General features: G+C 52.1%; 11 protein-coding genes. 10 read left to right on the forward strand and 1 reads right to left on the reverse strand.

The window, feature by feature from the left end; genetic code table 11:
- Positions 1-81: 81 nt before the first annotated feature.
- Entirely contained in the window at positions 82-2,415 is a 2,334-nt protein-coding gene (locus ACK3CJ_RS01520; RefSeq protein WP_409524631.1) for a penicillin-binding protein 1A, read from the reverse strand.
- A gap of 179 nt (positions 2,416-2,594) precedes the next feature.
- Here ACK3CJ_RS01520 and pilM point away from each other — a divergent pair, with 179 nt between their 5' ends.
- From pilM to ACK3CJ_RS01570, 10 genes are all read left to right on the forward strand, one after another.
- Positions 2,595-3,683, forward strand: a complete 1,089-nt coding sequence (gene pilM / locus ACK3CJ_RS01525; protein ID WP_409524632.1) for a type IV pilus assembly protein PilM — start codon at positions 2,595-2,597, stop codon at positions 3,681-3,683.
- Between the two features lie 10 nt (positions 3,684-3,693).
- On the forward strand, positions 3,694-4,242 hold the full coding sequence (locus ACK3CJ_RS01530; RefSeq protein ID WP_409524633.1) for a PilN domain-containing protein: 549 nt from the start codon (positions 3,694-3,696) through the stop codon (positions 4,240-4,242).
- On the forward strand, positions 4,242-4,844 hold the full coding sequence (locus ACK3CJ_RS01535; RefSeq protein ID WP_409524634.1) for a type 4a pilus biogenesis protein PilO: 603 nt from the start codon (positions 4,242-4,244) through the stop codon (positions 4,842-4,844). The genes ACK3CJ_RS01530 and ACK3CJ_RS01535 overlap by 1 nt, the downstream gene beginning before the upstream one ends.
- Positions 4,831-5,400: a pilus assembly protein PilP gene (locus ACK3CJ_RS01540; protein ID WP_409524635.1), complete on the forward strand. Its 570-nt coding sequence runs from the start codon at positions 4,831-4,833 to the stop codon at positions 5,398-5,400. The genes ACK3CJ_RS01535 and ACK3CJ_RS01540 overlap by 14 nt, the downstream gene beginning before the upstream one ends.
- Positions 5,401-5,468: 68 nt before the next feature.
- The gene (locus tag ACK3CJ_RS01545) at positions 5,469-7,742 is read left to right on the forward strand and encodes an AMIN domain-containing protein (protein ID WP_409526529.1); all 2,274 of its coding nucleotides are present in this window, start codon (positions 5,469-5,471) and stop codon (positions 7,740-7,742) included.
- Between the two features lie 34 nt (positions 7,743-7,776).
- Positions 7,777-8,268, forward strand: coding sequence for a shikimate kinase AroK (gene aroK, locus ACK3CJ_RS01550; RefSeq protein ID WP_409526530.1), 492 nt, complete (start codon positions 7,777-7,779; stop codon positions 8,266-8,268).
- Positions 8,269-8,298: 30 nt separating this feature from the next.
- Positions 8,299-9,396, forward strand: a complete 1,098-nt coding sequence (aroB, locus tag ACK3CJ_RS01555) for a 3-dehydroquinate synthase (protein ID WP_409524636.1) — start codon at positions 8,299-8,301, stop codon at positions 9,394-9,396.
- Between the two features lie 12 nt (positions 9,397-9,408).
- Positions 9,409-11,157 (forward strand): AAA family ATPase, encoded by a 1,749-nt coding sequence (locus tag ACK3CJ_RS01560; protein ID WP_409524637.1) that lies wholly within the window; start codon positions 9,409-9,411, stop codon positions 11,155-11,157.
- A gap of 220 nt (positions 11,158-11,377) precedes the next feature.
- Positions 11,378-15,832, forward strand: a complete 4,455-nt coding sequence (gltB, locus tag ACK3CJ_RS01565; protein WP_409524638.1) for a glutamate synthase large subunit — start codon at positions 11,378-11,380, stop codon at positions 15,830-15,832.
- A gap of 70 nt (positions 15,833-15,902) precedes the next feature.
- On the forward strand, positions 15,903-17,336 hold the full coding sequence (locus tag ACK3CJ_RS01570; RefSeq protein WP_409524639.1) for an FAD-dependent oxidoreductase: 1,434 nt from the start codon (positions 15,903-15,905) through the stop codon (positions 17,334-17,336).
- Positions 17,337-17,373 lie beyond the last annotated feature (37 nt).

Raw genomic sequence — 17,373 nt, forward strand, 5'->3', positions numbered from 1 at the left:
CCTGTCGTCTGGCGCTTCAGAAGCAGTTGGTGTCAAGCATATGCTGTATTAACTGTGACTCAACAGCTATTGGGTGCCAGATCAATAGCCAAAGATGGACTCAATCACGGAGCCTGAATTGCGCTGCTCAGGAGTGCTTGCAGTTGCTGACGGGGCTGTATCCTCGCGATAATATTCCATCATGGCGTTGCTCTGCCCAGGGTAAGCAAGTTCGCCCGTGGATGGATCTATCAGGATGCGGACGATTCCGGATGGCGGCTCAAAACCGGCTTCGGGTGAATCTTTGAGTGCTTCGCTGATAAAGTCGATCCAGACTGGTAAGGCCGCTGTGCTGCCAAACTCGTTGCGACCAAGTGACTCCGGTTGATCATATCCGACCCATACCGTTGCTACGAGGTCGCGGTTATAACCTGTGAACCAGGAGTCTTTGTTCTCGTTTGTCGTCCCGGTTTTTCCTGCCAGATCGCTTCTGCTCAATGTCTGCGCGCGTCTGCCAGTTCCCCGCCTTATGACATCAAGTAGCATATCATTCATCAGAAAGGCGGTTGTTTCACTCATTATGCGCCGTTCGGCCAGTTCAGAGGCATTGTTCAAATCTTCAAGAATGGCTGCCTCTGAAGCGCAATTATCACGACATAGGGTAAAGGGGTTCGCTTCAAAAATGACGTTACCCTCCTGGTCATGAATCTCGTCAATAAAGTAGGGATCAATTCGATAGCCACTGTTTGCAAATGCAGCAAACCCCGTTGCCATCTGCAGTGGTGTCGTATCTGAGGTGCCCAGTGCCAGCGAGAGAGCTGCGGGAGTACGGCTGGCTTCAAAGCCGAATTTCAGGAGTTCATCGCGCGTGCGTTGAACTCCTAAATCGCGTAGTACCCTGATCGTAACAAGGTTCCGCGAGCGATAGAGGGCTTCTCTGAGCCTAATAGGCCCATCAAAATCACGGGTATAGTTTTCTGGTCGCCATTCACCATCCAGGCTGACGTCATGGAAAACAATAGGTGAGTCATGGACGATAGTGCCAGGCGAGAATCCCTCTTCCAGTGCGGAGGTATAAATGAAGGGCTTCAGTGTTGAGCCGGGTTGCCTGTAAGCCTGTACTGCTCGGTTGAAGTTATTATGGGCAAAGCTGAAGCCACCTGAGAGCGCCTTGATTGCTCCATTATGTGGATCCAGCGCAACCAGTGCGCCTTGTACGCGTGGAATCTGCTCGAGATGGTAGTTGTCGTCATCTACGACTGATACGCGAATGATGTCACCGGCTTTAACAACATCAGATGCGCGTTCAGGTACCGGGCCCATCGAGTTAACGGTGCGAAAAGCGCGAGCCCAGCTCATACCGCTCCAGGCTACTGAAGCTTCGGTACCGTCGCGCAGCAAAATTGTTGCACTTTGGTCCTGTACTTCCGTGACCAGAGCAGGAAGCAAATTTGCATAAACGGGGATGCGGCGCAGTTCTGCAAGGCGTTCACTGGTGGTTAGCGTACTGATTTCCAGTGTCGATTCAGCGCCATAATATCCGTGGCGCTCATTGTACTCTCGAAGCCCCTTTCTGAGCGCACTGTCAGCAGCTTGCTGCATATTTGAATCAAGAGTGGTCATGACAGTATAGCCATCAGTGTAAGCTTCTTCACCATACTGATTGAAGAGTTCCTGTCGTACCATCTCGGCAACATAGGGGGCAGAGAGCTCTATTTCACTGATGTGATAGCGCGCCACTTCCGGCTCATTAACAGCTTCCCGGTAGCTTTCCTGGTCAATGTATTCCAGTGCCAGCATGCGACCCAGAATCCAGTTGCGTCGCTCGGTGGAGCGTTGAGGGTTGGTGATAGGGTTAGATGCTGACGGTGCTTTCGGGAGGCCTGCAATCATTGCCAGCTGTGCCAGGCTCAGTTCGCTGATATCTTTTCCATAGTAGACATTAGCTGCTGCCTGGATGCCGTATGCGCGCTGGCCCAGATAAATCTTATTGATGTAGAGCTCAAGAATCTCTTCTTTAGTCAGCTCCTGCTCAATCCGCAGTGCGAGGAGTATCTCAACAAACTTACGCTCGAAGGTTCTCTCTCGAGAGAGGAAAAAGTTCTTCGCGACCTGCATGGTGATTGTTGAACCGCCAGACTGAATCTGGCCACTTTGCACCAATTGCAGTGCGGCACGCGACAGCCCCTTGATATCAATGCCATGGTGTTCAAAAAAGCGGCTGTCCTCAGCTGCCTGCAGGGCGTAGATAAAGTTTTGAGGAGTCTGTTCAAAGCTGATGGGTGTTCTGCGTTGCTCGCCAAATTCGGCCATCAGTAAGCCATCAGCAGAGAGTACTCTGAGAGGTGTCTGGAATTTTATCTCGCGCAGCTCCTGTACATCCGGCAAGTCAGGACTAAAGTAGTACCAGGCAAAAGCAAAAGCGCCGCCTGCCACCAAAACTCCAGTAAATGTAAGGGCTATAAACGTTTTTAGAAGCAGGAACAGTAATCGCATGCTAACCTGTATATTAGTAATCGGGTTGTATAAATGACATTATATCGGTCATAGGCCTTTACTCTCTAGTAGACAGCAGTTTTAATTCATGTAATTAAGCGTTAAAGTGCTTACAGAAAGTGGGATTACTCAACATTGGAAGGATATGTGCAGTGGTCAGCTTATTCTCAGGTAAATCCGCTGGCTGGATAGGAATAGATATCGGTTCCTCATCGGTCAAACTTGTATCCTTGTCCAGGCATGGGCGCGATATTCAATTCGATGCTTATGCCGTCGTTCCCTTACCATCCACAGCAGTGGTTGATGGTAATATTGAAGTGGTTGCCGAAGTCTCGGATGCCATTGAACGGGCTCTGAAAATCTGTGGTGGTCGTTATGCACAGGCTATCGTCGCTGTTCCATCTTCCTTCGTTATTACCAAAAAGCTTCAATTGAGCAACCTGTTTATCGGTCTTGATCTTGAGGATCAGGTCAAAGTTGAAGCTGACCAATTCATACCTTATCCGCTTGATGAAGTTGCATTAGACTTTGAAGTACTGGGTCCGGTTCCCTCAGCCCCCGAACTTAATGACATACTTTTGGTTGCATGTCGCAAGGAAGGTGCTGAACTGCGGGAAGACGCGGTAACATCTGCTGGCCTGAAGTGCGGCATTATTGATGTTGATACCTATGCAATGGAGCGACTGCTGGCCCTTATGGGTGAAGACTCTGATAGTAAAATGGTTGCTATAGCCGATATCGGGGCTTCTACGCTCGCTCTGAACGTATTCAGAGATGGTGAGGTTATATATAACCGCGAGCAGGCATTCGGCGGGAATGAGCTGACTAATTTGATCCACCAGCGTGAAGGTATGGAGCAGGATGCTGTCGAATATGCTTTGCGCGAAGGTTCTCTCAGTGAAGAAATCTACGAAAGCATGGTTCGGCCTTTCAGTAATACAGTGGTGCAGCAGCTATCGCGTGCACTGCAGTTTTTTTACTCATCAGGTATCCAGGGCGAGTTATCCACTCTTTATTTATGTGGCGGTGTTTCCAGTCTTGAGGACCTTTGTTCTCAGATGGAAGAAGAGCTTGAAATACCCGTGCGTCTGCTTGATCTGATGTCAATCACAAAAGCGGGCTCCAAACTTAATGCAGAACGTCTCAGGCGCGACGCTCCAGTGCTGGTTAAAGCCTGTGGCTTGGCGCTGCGCAGCTTCGATCAATAGGATGTGAGATATGGCTCGAATTAACCTGCGGCCTTGGCGCGAAGAACGAAACGTAGCGTTGCAGAAGCAGTTCATCATCAATATTGTGATCTCTGCACTGATCGGTGTTTTGCTGGTATTCGGGGTGACCTACTATTTCAATCTACAAATAGAAAGGCAGCAGGCGCGCAACGAATATCTGCAGGCCGAAAGCGCCAGACTTGATAGAGAAATCCGTGAGATCAGTGAGCTGAACCGCCGTAGGGCTCAGTTACTTGAGAGGCTTGAGGCGATAGAACAGTTGCAAGGGACGCGCCCGGTCATTGTCAGAAACTTTGATGAGCTTGTCAGAGTGATCCCTGATGGTCTTTACTATAACTCAGTGGTCAGAAGTGGTCAGCGAGTCACGATAGATGGATATTCTGAGCAGAACCGCGACGTATCAAATCTGATGCGAAATCTGGACTCTTCTATCTGGTTTGGTGAACCGACGCTGTCGCGGGTCAGTGCGTCGGGCGCTCAGCGTCAATTCAACCTCTCCGTGCCCATGCGAAGCCCACTGGCTGAGGAGGCTGAATAATGAAGATGGATGGTCTGAAAAATGCCTTTCGTGGCTTTGACCCTAACAGCCTCGACTTCAATACTGCGGGTAACTGGCCAATAGGCATCAAGATCATTGCCTATATTATCGTGATCGCAGCGATGTGTGGTGCGGGTTATTATTTTATCATATCGGATAAACAGGATGGTCTGGAGCGAGAGATAGCCAGAGAGCCCGAACTCAGAGAACAGGTGCGCTCAAAATCCTTTCAGGTGGCTAACCTTGTACCACTTCGCAAGCAGATGGAAGATGTTGAAGAGCGTTTTTCTGAATTGCTGAAGCAGCTTCCAACAGAACGTGAAGTGCCGGGCCTTCTCGAAGAGTTGAGCGATATCGGGCGTGGAGCTGGCCTTCAGATAGAGGTAATTGCACTCCAGGCTGAGCGCAAGGCTGAATTTTATGTGGAGTTGCCGATAAATATCCAGGTAACAGGCACCTTCCATCAGATGGGTGAGTTTGTCAGCGGTGTTTCGGCCATTGAAAGGATTGTGACGCTGCATGACTACTCTATCCGTTCAGGCTCAGGTAACAATTTGGCGATGACCATCAATGCGAAGACATACCGCTATGATCAGGAATAAAGCTAACAGGCGTGCAGTCGTACCAGTCAGCGGAAAGTGGTTCACACTGCTGCTGATCGTGTTTGCCCTGCAGGGATGTATCTGGGTAGAGGATACGTCCGACCTGCAGCAGTTTGTGGCAGAGCAGAGGGCGCGTCCTTCCGGGCAGATCCCTCCTTTGCCTGAGTATAAACCCTATGAAGCCTTTGTTTATGAAGGTTCAGCACTACGTGACCCTTTTCGACCGCAGGTGGCTGAAGTGGTTCAGATAATGGATGCCGATACGGGGATCAGGCCCGAAGATGACCGCATTAAGGACTACCTGGAAAGCTATGGTGTTGATAACCTTGCGATGGTGGGAACAATCAGCAAGATAAACGACGAAGGGTTGTGGGCGTTGGTAAAAGATACTGATGGTGAAGTTCATCGAGTGACGGTAGGCGACTATATGGGTCTTGACCATGGACAGGTACAGTCAATAGATGAACAAGAAATTCGCCTTATAGAGATAGTATCAAATGGTCGTGGCGGTTGGATGAAGCGTCCGCGTAATATTGTTCTCCCCGAGCCGAAATAGGGATGCAGATCGTGAAAACATCAAAAATCAATAAAAGATCCGTTATGCAATCCGGTCCGGCTCTGCCAATGTGGATCTGGATGCTGACCCTGTTCACAATGCTGCTTTCTGGTGTCGCTGTTGCGCAGGAAGTCCAGTTGAAAGACGCTAACTTCGTGGCGCTGCCGGGGCAGAAGATCGAGATAAAACTGGATTTTGATTCTCCACCGCCAGTTCCCAATGCCTACATGATTGATAACCCGCCACGCTTGGTGATGGATTTTTTCGGTGTCACCAATGAGTTAGGGCAGCGTCAGTTGGATCTGAAAACCAATCTTGTCGATAGCCTTAATTTTGCTCAGGTTGATGGGCGTTTGCGCGTAGTCGCCAACCTGAACGTTAAAGCTGATTATTCTATGATTGCTGAAAACAACAGCCTTTTCATGGTGTTTGAAGACAGTGGTATCGGTTCTGGAGTCTCAAGATCGACTGAGCCAACCGCGATAGAGGGGGCCAGAATGCCGGCTGCCGCAGATGACAGAACTCGTATTCGTGGTATCGATTTTCAGCGTGTAGAGGGTAATCGGGGGCGTGTAACGATCACTATGAGTGATGATCGCGCCGGCCTGGATATTTTCGAAGAGGGTAATAACGTCATCGTTAATCTGGTTGGTGCGGGCTTGTCCGATGCGTTGGAATCACGTTTGGATGTGATGGATTTTGCGACACCTGTCATGTTCATTGACGCGATGGTCAGTGGTGAGAACACCATGATTCTGGTCAAGCCATCTGCCGAGCCTTATGACTTCATGGCTTATCAGACCGGTAATCAACTTTTTCTGGACTTCAAGCCTCTGACTTCTCAGGAGCAAGAGGAGCTGTCTAAGACTCAATTCCCCTACTCAGGTGAGCGTATTGATCTGAACTTCCAGAATGTGGAGGTCAGAACTGTATTGCAGATACTGGCCGAAGTCGCTGAAATGAACCTGGTAGTCAGTGACCGGGTTGACCAGGAAGGCGGAACAGTTACTCTCAGGTTGAAAAATGTACCCTGGGATCAGGCGCTGGATATCATACTCAAAACCAAGAGTCTGGATAAACGCGAATCCGGCAATGTCCTGATGGTTGGTACAGCAGAAGAGATCAGTGCACGTGAGCAGCAGGAGCTTGAGAGTCAGCAGCAGGTACAGCAGCTGGCACCTTTGATCACCGAGTATATTCAGGTGGATTTCCGCCGTGCAAGCGATATGAAAACGCGCCTTGAAGAGGCGAGCATGGTCTCCGAGCGCGGGTTTGTTCTTGCCGATGACCAGACTAATGTATTGATGATACGTGAAACAGCCAGGCAGATGGAGGAGATCCGTCGAACTTTGCGCCGTTTTGATATAGAGGTTGCACAGGTTCTTGTCGAGGCGCGTATCGTGAATGCATCAACGGATTTCTCCAAAGAGCTGGGTATCCGCTGGGGTGCAGGGTTTATGAATGATCGCTGGCAGATTGGTGGTTCGCCTAATTCTCCGGGTACTCCATTTACTGCGCCATTGACAACATCGTCTTCCAGCTTTAACCAGGGCTTTAATCAGGATTTCAACCAAAGCTCCACTCAGGGTGGTACACAGTCGGGCACCAACTCCAGTGCTACGACCGTTACAGTGGGTGATACAGTCATTAATATCGGCTCCTCATCTGGTACAACTGGGTCAAATACTTCTTCCAATACTGGTGGCAATACCAGCTCAGGTACATCCAGCACCAGCACGTCCCAGACACGTGGTATTCCAAGCAACCTGATGGTTGACCTCGGTGTAGCGCCGCAATCCTCGATTGCATTAGGCTATCTGGCGAGCAATTTCCTTTTGTCGGCAGAGCTTACAGCCTTGGAGAGTGACGGCAAGGCTGAGATCATCTCGCAGCCCAAAGTGATTACAACCAATGGCCAGACCGCCTTGATCAAGGCCGGGCAACAGATACCTTATCAGACGATAGAAGACGGTACTGTGACGATTGAGTTCAAGGATGTTGTGCTGAGCCTGGAAGTAACGCCACAGATCAACCCGGGAGATCGTCTGACACTGGATATTAAGGTCAATCAGGATTCCGTGGGGCAGGTGCTGCCGAACGGGGAAGTTTCCATCAATACCAACGAGGTACAAACTTCTGTCGTGGTGCGTGATGGTGATACCATAGTGCTGGGTGGCGTGTTCAGGAATGAGACCTCCAACCAGGTCTCCAAGACGCCTCTTCTTGGCGATCTTCCCGTGCTGGGGCACCTGTTCAGGCAAACAAAAAAGGCTGAAAGTAAGCGTGAATTGCTGATCTTTATCACGCCTAAAATGATTCGGGATGCCTTGGCTTCACAGTAGAGGAAACCCGTTGAACATATATTTAATCGGGCCAATGGGTGCTGGCAAGAGCACCATTGGTCGTTTGTTGGCTCAGGAACTCAAAACTGAGTTTTACGATACGGACAAAGTGATAGAAGAGCGCTCGGGCGCGAATATACCCTGGATTTTCGACGTTGAAGGCGAGCAGGGGTTCAGGGATCGTGAGACAGCTGTTATTGACGAATTGACTCAGTATGACAACATCATCCTGGCAACGGGCGGTGGCGCAGTGCTGAGAGAAATTAATCGACAACATCTGCAAAGCCGTGGTGTGGTTGTTTTCCTGAGAACCTCAATTGAGCAGCAACTGGAGCGGACGTCGAAAGATCGTAATCGTCCCTTGCTGCAAACGGAAAACCCTCGTGCGGTATTGATGAAACTGCTGGAGGAGCGGGAGCCGCTTTATAAGACATGTTCAGATCTGGTCGTAAGAACTGATCGCCGGCACCCGCGCACTGTAGCCAATGAGATCATCAAACTGGTCAAACAGTTGTCACCCTCTTGAAACACTGCATATTCCCGGAGTGAGCTTCAGATGCAAAAACTGACTGTTGCGCTGGCTGAGCGTAGCTATCCTATTTATATTGGCAGCGGATTGATTTCGCACTCTCTGTTGTCTCCGCATATCAAGGCCAGGCAAGTGATGGTCGTGACTAACGAGACGGTTGCTCCCTTATATCTAGAGCAGCTGAAACAGGGGCTGGTAGGGCATCAGGTGGATGTTGTGACATTGCCGGATGGCGAGCAATTCAAGAATCTTGAGCATCTTGATCGTATCTTCACTGCACTGCTGTCTCATCGGCATAACCGTACTACGACACTGATAGCGTTGGGTGGTGGTGTTGTCGGTGATATGACTGGCTTTGCTGCCGCCAGTTATCAACGGGGCGTTGAGTTCATTCAGGTGCCGACAACACTTTTGTCTCAGGTGGATTCTTCTGTCGGTGGCAAGACTGGAGTCAACCATCCGCTGGGCAAGAATATGATTGGTGCCTTTTATCAGCCGCAAGCTGTTATTGCCGATACCTCTGTTCTGAGCTCCTTGCCGTCACGTGAGTTGTCAGCGGGGCTGGCTGAAGTGATCAAGTATGGTTTGATTTACGACCCCCGCTTTTTCGAGTGGCTGGAACAGCATATGGAAGGTCTGCGTGCAGGTGATGAGCAGCTGCTGGCCCAGGCGATTCACCGCTCCTGCGAGATCAAGGCGGAAGTGGTGGCCGAGGATGAGCGTGAAACCGGCATACGTGCCTGGCTGAATCTTGGGCATACCTTCGGACATGCGATAGAAACCGAGATGGGTTATGGTAACTGGCTGCATGGCGAGGCAGTGGGCGCGGGAACCATGATGGCCGCGGATCTGTCAATGCGTCTGGGCTGGCTCAAGCAACAGGATGTAGATCGGATTCGTGCTATTCTGGTTGCAGCAGGTTTGCCTGTGTTGCCACCCGACAGCATGTCAGCGGAGCGTTTCTGTGAGCTGATGTCAGTTGATAAGAAAGTACTGGATGGACAGTTGCGTCTGGTGCTGCTTAAATCGATCGGTGAAGCGACCGTAACCGACCAGTTTCCGGCCGCACTGCTGCAACAGACTCTGAGTGCAGGTAAACTCCTGGGCCAGATCACCAACACTTGATCAGGTTGCTCTATGGCGCTGTCTTCTCTACCTTATGTTGAACCACCTTCGCGCATGCAGCTTACCGATAAGCTGCGCCATATGGCTCGTTTTTCAGATTTTGTCATTTTGTTGCTGGGCGATGTCGGCAGTGGCAGAACAACCCTTCTTCAGCAGCTGCTGCCGCTTGACGAGGACACCTCCCAGCGAATTGTTCAGGTAACGCTGACCAAGCCAACCGATGTCACGACGCTGTTGATAGAGCTTGTGGCTGCCATGGCGTTGGAGTGCTCGGCGACTGCGGATAATCGTGAGCGTCTGACGGAGGTTCACAAGCAGGCCAAAGCTTTGGCTGAGCTTGAAATTACTCTGCAGATCTTTGTCGATGACGCTGATCTACTGACAGACAATGCCCTGGAGTTACTGACAGGCTTTACTCAGATAGAGCGCGGTGCTCCGCATCTTCTGATGACCGCCCAGCCCCCATTTGAACAACGCCTGCTGGATATGGGGGTTACACAGCGCTTGGATGGCTATCAGCATGTTCAGATTCTGCACCCTTTCGAACCCGAAGAGGCTGAAGCTTTTGTGGCGGCTTTGCTACCTGATGGTGTGGATATCAAGCCAAGATTACTCAAGCAGCTTATCGACAGGAGTGATGGCAATCCCGGTAGTTTGCGAGCCGGTGTGATTGGATTGCTGAAAAAGGGCGGGGTTGTTAAAGCTGCGAAAAGTACAGATGCTGATAAAGCGATGATTGCAGCTTCGGAAGGGGTGTCGCGTGGGGCTTCAGCTGTTGCATCCAGAGTTAAAGCTTTTCCCCTGCCACCCATGCATCTGGCGGGAATTGCGCTGGTGCTGCTGGCGATTACAGGCGTTGCTTTATGGCAGTTTCTGCCCTCAGAGTCTTCGGCGCCAAATGAAACGCAGCGGCTGTCAATTCCTCTTGAGGTATCGTCGCTGCCAAGTCCCATAGTCACTGCGCCAGAGTCCGAAATACGCGATGAGCTAGCACAGCGCCTGTCCGAGCAAGAGGCAAGGCTCCAGGGGGATGCTGTGACTATTGATCTGGCTACGGGTGGCATTCCGCTGGAGGAGGTGGATGAACCTGTGCAGGTAGGAGAGGACGACGATGTTCAGAATAGTGAGGAGCTGGCCGCATCCGAACCAGAGTCTGTGGAGGATGTGGCGGTCGTAGAGTCAGCTCCGGCATCATCAGTACCCGTTTCAGAAGCACCGCCTGTGCCATCTACCACAACCGCACCATCTGCTGGGCAGGCGCCTCCTGGACGTGCCAGTCAATCTCAGGCAGCATTACCTGCACCTGCACCTGCACCTGCACCTGCACCTGCACCTGCACCTGCACCTGCGCCAGAACCAGAACCAGAACCAGAACCCGAGGTAGCAGCGACACCGCCATCTGCCTCAGCACCGGCTCCAGAGGTGCGTCCGGCACAGCCTGTTTCTTCTTCTCAGCATCCGATGTTGCGCGAGGAGGAGTTGTTGGGATGGCCAGATTCCGGTTACACCCTGCAGATGCTGGGCGCAAGGTCAGAACAGAGTGTTGTGAGATTTATTGAGTCTCAGCAGGAGAAGCACCGATTCTATTACTTTAAGACTATTTTCCGAGAGCAGCCCTGGCATGTGATCGTGTATGGTCAATACCCAACGCGTGCTGCTGCCATGTCGGCGGTATCGACCTTGCCAGGCGAATTACAGTCTTTGCAGCCTTGGGCGCGCAGTATTTCAGGTGTCAAGGCCGATATTGGCAAAAAACCTTAATGTTTATATATAACAAATACCTATAATAAATTTCCTGCTTATTTAATGCCTGATTTGGATCGTAAACTGATCTGAATCAGGATCTGTGCTGTCTAAAATTTGTCCCGGAAGCACATGAGGTGTAAAATCGATTCCCCTTTTCGCCTGTTACACACGCATTGAGGTCGTATACGCGATATTAACGCATTGATGTAAAAGAACTTTTTAGTGAGATTGGCTTATGAGCAATGGTCTGTATCGCCACGGTGAGTTTAAAGACAACTGTGGCTTTGGCCTGATGGCACACATGCAGGGTCATGCCAGTCATGAACTGCTGCAGAAAGCAATTGAAGCACTGGCTTGCATGACTCACCGTGGTGGTATCGCGGCAGATGGCAAAACCGGTGATGGTTGTGGTCTGTTGATGCAGAAACCGGATGCGTTTCTGCGTGCCGTCGCCAAAGAGGAGCTGCAGGTTGAGCTGGGAGCTCACTATGCTGTAGGGATGGTGTTTCTGTCCAGGGAGCCTGGACTTGCAGACGCAGCTCGTCAGTGCCTGAACAGCGAGCTGGAAGCGCAGGGGCTGGCCGTGCAAGGCTGGCGCGTGGTTCCAACCGATAACAGCTGCCTTGGGCCGATTGCCAAAGATACCTTGCCTGCCATTGAGCAGGTTTTTATTGATGCGAAGGGTAAAACGGAACGTGAATTCGTAACCAGTCTGTTTATCGCACGTCGCAAGGCCGAACAAGGCCTGGAGTCAGATCCGGACTTCTATATCTGTAGTCTCTCGGATAAAGTCATCTCCTACAAAGGATTGATGATGCCTGTGGATCTTCCCAGTTTTTACAAAGACCTGGGTGATGCAAGGTTGGAAACAGCTATCTGTACTTATCACCAACGTTTCTCAACCAATACAGCGCCACGTTGGCCGCTGGCGCAACCTTTTCGCTTTCTTGCCCACAATGGCGAGATCAATACTATCGATGGCAACCGGAACTGGGCCAGAGCGCGCAGCAATAAATTCGTTACCCCGCATCTGCCCAATGTGGAAGATCTGCAACCTATCGTGAACACCACTGGTTCTGACTCATCCAGTATGGATAACATGTTGGAGTTTCTTCTGGTGGGCGGCATGGATATTTATCGTGCAGTACGCATGATTGTGCCACCGGCGTGGCAGAACGTGGAGACAATGGACTCCAATCTGCGTGCCTTCTATGAATACAACTCCATGCATATGGAGCCATGGGATGGTCCGGCCGGTATGGTCATGACCGATGGTCGCTACGCGGTCTGCATGCTGGACCGTAACGGCTTACGTCCCTCTCGCTGGGTGATGCTGAAGCAGGGCTATATCTGCACGGCGTCCGAGATCGGTGTATTTGATTACAAACCCGAAGATATCGTGGCGCAGGGTCGTGTCGGACCGGGTCAGATACTGACCATCGACACCGAAACCGGCGAAGTGCTGCATACACCGGATATCGATGCCAAACTCAAAAGCCGCCAGCCTTATCGCAAGTGGCTGAAAGAAAATGCGATGCGTCTGGAACAGACCATGAGCTTTGTGGAGGAATCACAGTCTTTCCGTGAGATGGCGACGGAAGAGATCAAGATCCACATGAAAATGTTCCAGGTCACCTTCGAAGAGCGTGATCAGGTGATCCGTCCTCTGGGTGAAAGCGGAATGGAAGCGGTCGGCTCAATGGGCGACGACAAGCCGATGGCAGTCTTGTCCAAGCGTATCCGCTCGCCTTACGATTACTTCCGTCAGCAGTTCGCGCAGGTTACCAACCCGCCGATCGATCCGCTGCGTGAAGCGATCGTCATGTCGCTCGAAACCTGCATAGGCGTTGAGCGTAACGTGTTTGAGGAGAGCCCTCAGCATGCACGTCGTGTGATCCTGAGCTCACCGGTTCTGTCTGCCAGCAAGTTCCGCAGAGTGCGTAACAACACGGTCGGTGACTTTGATTCCATTGATCTCGATCTGCAATACGATCCGGCGATCGGTCTGGAGCAGGCGATCCGTGACCTGTGTGACAAGGCAGAAAAAGCTGTATTGGATAACAAGGTAATCCTGATCCTGACCGATGCCTATCTGCAGCGAGGCAAATTGCCGATTCATGCCGCGATGGCAACCGGGGCAGTACATCATCACCTGGTGGGCAAGGGGCTCAGAACCAACACCAATATCGTGGTCGAAACCGGTACAGTGCGTGATCCGCACCACTTTGCCGTACTCTTCGGTTTTGGTGCCACGGCGGTTTACCCTTATCTGGCGTATCGTGTCCTGAACGATCTGTGTCGTACCAATGAACTGACCAACGATCCATTGCGTGCGCATGAAAACTACCGCAAAGGGATCAACAAGGGGCTGATGAAGATCCTGTCGAAAATGGGGATCTCCACCATCGCGTCCTATCGTGGTGCGCAGTTGTTTGAAGCGGTCGGCCTGTCGAGTGAGATAGTCAGTCTCTGCTTCACTGGTGTTGCCAGCCGCATTGAAGGTGCTCGTTTTGAGCACTTCCAGTTCGAACAGAACCTGCTGGCCAAAGAGGCCTGGAGTGCTCGCAAGCCGATACAGCAGGGCGGTCTGTTGAAATATGTGCATGGCGGTGAGTATCACGCCTACAACCCGGACGTGGTTACCTCTATCCATCAGGCAGTCTCCATGGGGGACGCCAAGGCTTACCAGCGCTATGCCGATCTGGTTAACAAGCGCGGTGTCGCCACGATCCGTGACCTGTTTGCGATTCGCAAGGATATCAAGCCGATCCCGTTGGATCAGGTTGAGCCAGCAGACAAGCTGTTCCCGCGCTTTGATACCGCGGCCATGTCACTCGGTGCTTTGTCGCCCGAGGCCCATGAGGCGCTGGCAGTAGCGATGAATGAACTGGGTGGCCGCTCCAACTCCGGTGAGGGCGGCGAAGATCCGGCGCGTCATGGCACTATTAAACGTTCCAAGATCAAGCAGATCGCCTCAGGGCGTTTCGGTGTTACACCGGAATACCTGATGAGCGCCGATGTCATGCAGATCAAGGTGGCACAGGGGGCCAAGCCGGGTGAGGGTGGTCAGTTGCCGGGTGGTAAGGTGAATGAACTGATCGCTCGGCTGCGTTACTCCGTGCCTGGTGTGACCCTGATATCACCACCACCGCATCATGATATCTACTCGATTGAGGATCTGGCGCAGCTGATTTTCGACCTCAAGCAGATCAATCCTGAAGGCTTGGTATCAGTCAAACTGGTATCGCGTCCCGGTGTTGGTACGATTGCCTGTGGTGTGGCCAAGGCCTATGCCGACCTCATCACCATCTCTGGCTATGATGGTGGCACAGCGGCATCCCCGCTGACCTCCATTCACTATGCCGGTTCGCCCTGGGAGCTGGGTCTTGCGGATGCGCATCAGGCACTGCGTGCTAATCAGTTGCGCGGCAAGATCCGTCTGCAGACAGATGGCGGCCTGAAAACCGGCCTGGATGTCGTCAAGGCGGCAATGTTGGGTGCGGAAAGCTTCGGCTTCGGCACCATGCCGATGGTCGCGCTGGGTTGTAAATACCTGCGTATCTGCCATCTCAACAACTGTGCAACCGGTGTCGCGACGCAACGTGCCGATCTGCGTGAAGAGCATTTCCGTGGCACGGTCGAGATGGTCAAGAATTTCTTCCGCTTTATCGCGGAAGAAACTCGTGTGCTGATGGCTCAATTGGGTGTCCGCACCATGGATGAACTGGTAGGTCGTACCGATCTGCTGGAGATTCTTGAGGGCGAGACAGACAAACAGCGCTATCTGGATCTGACGCCGATTCTCAGCAAAGCGGGCGTGCCGGATGAGTATCCGCAGACCTGTCAGCAGGAGAGAAACCAGCCGTATGACCCGGGCAGCCTGAATGATCGGATGCTGGAGCTGGCTGGCGATGCTATCGAAGCCAAGAGTGGTGGTGAGTGGGAGCTTAAGATCACTAACTGTGATCGTTCCGTCGGTGCTCGTACCTCTGGTTTTATCGCCAGCCACCATGGCAATCTGGGCATGAATGATCAACCTGTGATATTCAACTTCCGTGGTCATGCCGGGCAATCCTTCGGTGTCTGGAACGCCGGTGGTCAGCACCTCTATCTGGAAGGTGATGCCAACGACTATGTCGGTAAAGGGATGTCCAGCGGCAAGATCGTGTTGCGCCCGTTCAAAGGAGTCACCTTCAAAACGCATGAAACCGCTATCATGGGCAACACCTGCCTTTATGGCGCGACCGGCGGCAAGCTGTTTGCAGCGGGCCATGCCGGTGAGCGTTTCGCGGTGCGTAACTCAGGTTGCCATGCCGTGATTGAAGGCGCTGGCGATCACTGCTGCGAATACATGACGGGCGGTATGGTGACGGTACTGGGCAAAACCGGCTACAACTTCGGTGCAGGTATGACCGGTGGCTTTGCCTATGTGCTGGATCTGGACAACAGCTTTGTGGATAAGTACAACCACGAACTGGTGGATATCCACCGTGTTGCGCCTGAGCAGATGGAGGCGTATCGCAACCACCTGCGCTCAGTCATTATCGAATTTACCCGTGAAACAGGCAGCGCCTGGGGGCGTGAGATCCTCGACAACTTCGATGATCTGATTGGTAAGTTCTGGCTGGTCAAGCCCTATGCAACCGGGCTCAATGAACTGCTGAACAGCATTCGCAAGCGCCCGGAATAAGCATGCCAGGGTATGATTATCGGCAGTACCTGGCCCCTGAGCGGGTCAGGTCTCCTGAAGAGGTATTAAAATGACTGAACGTCTGAGTAATGACTTCCAGTTTATGGATGTGGGCCGTAAAGGGCCCAAGAAAATCACGGCATCTGTACGTAAAAAGCAGTTCGCCGAGATCTATGAGCCTTTTCGGCCCAAAGATGCTGCCAGCCAGTCACATCGCTGTCTGGAGTGTGGTAACCCCTATTGCGAATGGAAATGCCCGGTACACAACTTCATCCCCAACTGGCTGAAACTGGTGACCGAAGGCAACATCATGGAAGCGGTGGAGCTGAGCCATCAGACCAACACCCTGCCAGAAGTCTGTGGTCGTGTCTGTCCGCAGGATCGTCTGTGTGAAGGGGCTTGTACCCTGAATGATGGCTTCGGTGCCGTGACCATCGGCTCGGTCGAGAAATATATCACCGACACCGCGTTTGCGATGGGCTGGCGTCCGGATATGAGCCACGTGGTCTGGACTGACAAGAAAGTCGCCGTGATCGGTGCCGGCCCTGCCGGTCTTGGCTGTGCCGATATTCTGGTGCGTAACGGCGTGCGCCCTGTGGTGTTTGATCGCTACCCCGAGATCGGCGGCCTGCTGACCTTCGGTATTCCGGAGTTCAAGCTGGAAAAAGACGTCATGGTACGTCGTCGCAAGGTGTTTGAAGGCATGGGCGTTGAGTTTCGTCTCAATACCGAAGTCGGCAAAGACATCAGCATGGAAAAACTGCTGGAACAGTATGATGCAGTCTTCCTTGGCATGGGTACCTACACTTATATGAAAGGTGGCTTCCCCGGCGAAGATCTGGATGGCGTTTACGAAGCACTGCCGTTCCTGATCTCCAACGTCAACCACTGCCTGGGTTTTGAAAAGAGCCCTGAGGAGTTCATCAATCTGAACGGCAAGCGTGTGGTTGTGCTCGGTGGTGGCGACACGGCGATGGACTGCAACCGTACGTCGATCCGTCAGGGTGCCAAGTCGGTGACTTGTGCCTATCGTCGTGATGAAGCCAATATGCCGGGCTCACGCAACGAAGTGGTGAACGCACGGGAAGAGGGCGTTAAATTCGCCTTCAATCGTCAGCCGATTGAAGTGGTTGGTGAAAACGGCAAGGTGGTAGGCATCAAGGTGGTCACTACCCGCATGGGTGAGCCGGATGAGAATGGCCGTCAGCGTGCGGAAGTAGTGGAAGGATCGGAAGAGGTTCTGCCAGCCGATGCTATTTTGATCGCCTTTGGTTTCCGCCCGAGTCCTGCACCCTGGTTTACCGAGTTCGGTATTGATATGCATGAAGATGGCCGTATCCATACCAGCGGTACGCCGAATCAGGCAGATCGCTTCGCCTTCCAGACCAGCAACCCGAAAGTGTTTGCCGGTGGTGATATGGTGCGCGGCTCCGACCTGGTCGTGACAGCGATCGATGAAGGGCGCCGGGCTGCTGAGGGGATTCTGGACTATCTTGAAGTCTGATCCCGCATTGTTGAATAGAAAGTGAAATGAAAAGTGA

The sequence above is a fragment of the Nitrincola salilacus genome (assembly GCF_046271865.1).
In the GTDB taxonomy this organism is placed as follows: Bacteria; Pseudomonadota; Gammaproteobacteria; order Pseudomonadales; family Balneatricaceae; genus Nitrincola; species Nitrincola salilacus.

Bases quoted from the DNA above. Each gene is read 5' to 3' on its own strand.
- ACK3CJ_RS01560 (WP_409524637.1), top strand. From the start codon at position 9,409: ATGGCGCTGTCTTCTCTACCTTATGTTGAACCACCTTCGCGCATGCAG.
- ACK3CJ_RS01530 (WP_409524633.1), top strand. From the start codon at position 3,694: ATGGCTCGAATTAACCTGCGGCCTTGGCGCGAAGAACGAAACGTAGCG.
- ACK3CJ_RS01570 (WP_409524639.1), top strand. From the start codon at position 15,903: ATGACTGAACGTCTGAGTAATGACTTCCAGTTTATGGATGTGGGCCGT.
- gltB (WP_409524638.1), top strand. From the start codon at position 11,378: ATGAGCAATGGTCTGTATCGCCACGGTGAGTTTAAAGACAACTGTGGC.
- ACK3CJ_RS01545 (WP_409526529.1), top strand. From the start codon at position 5,469: ATGTGGATCTGGATGCTGACCCTGTTCACAATGCTGCTTTCTGGTGTC.
- aroK (WP_409526530.1), top strand. From the start codon at position 7,777: ATGGGTGCTGGCAAGAGCACCATTGGTCGTTTGTTGGCTCAGGAACTC.
- ACK3CJ_RS01540 (WP_409524635.1), top strand. From the start codon at position 4,831: ATGATCAGGAATAAAGCTAACAGGCGTGCAGTCGTACCAGTCAGCGGA.
- ACK3CJ_RS01535 (WP_409524634.1), top strand. From the start codon at position 4,242: ATGAAGATGGATGGTCTGAAAAATGCCTTTCGTGGCTTTGACCCTAAC.
- aroB (WP_409524636.1), top strand. From the start codon at position 8,299: ATGCAAAAACTGACTGTTGCGCTGGCTGAGCGTAGCTATCCTATTTAT.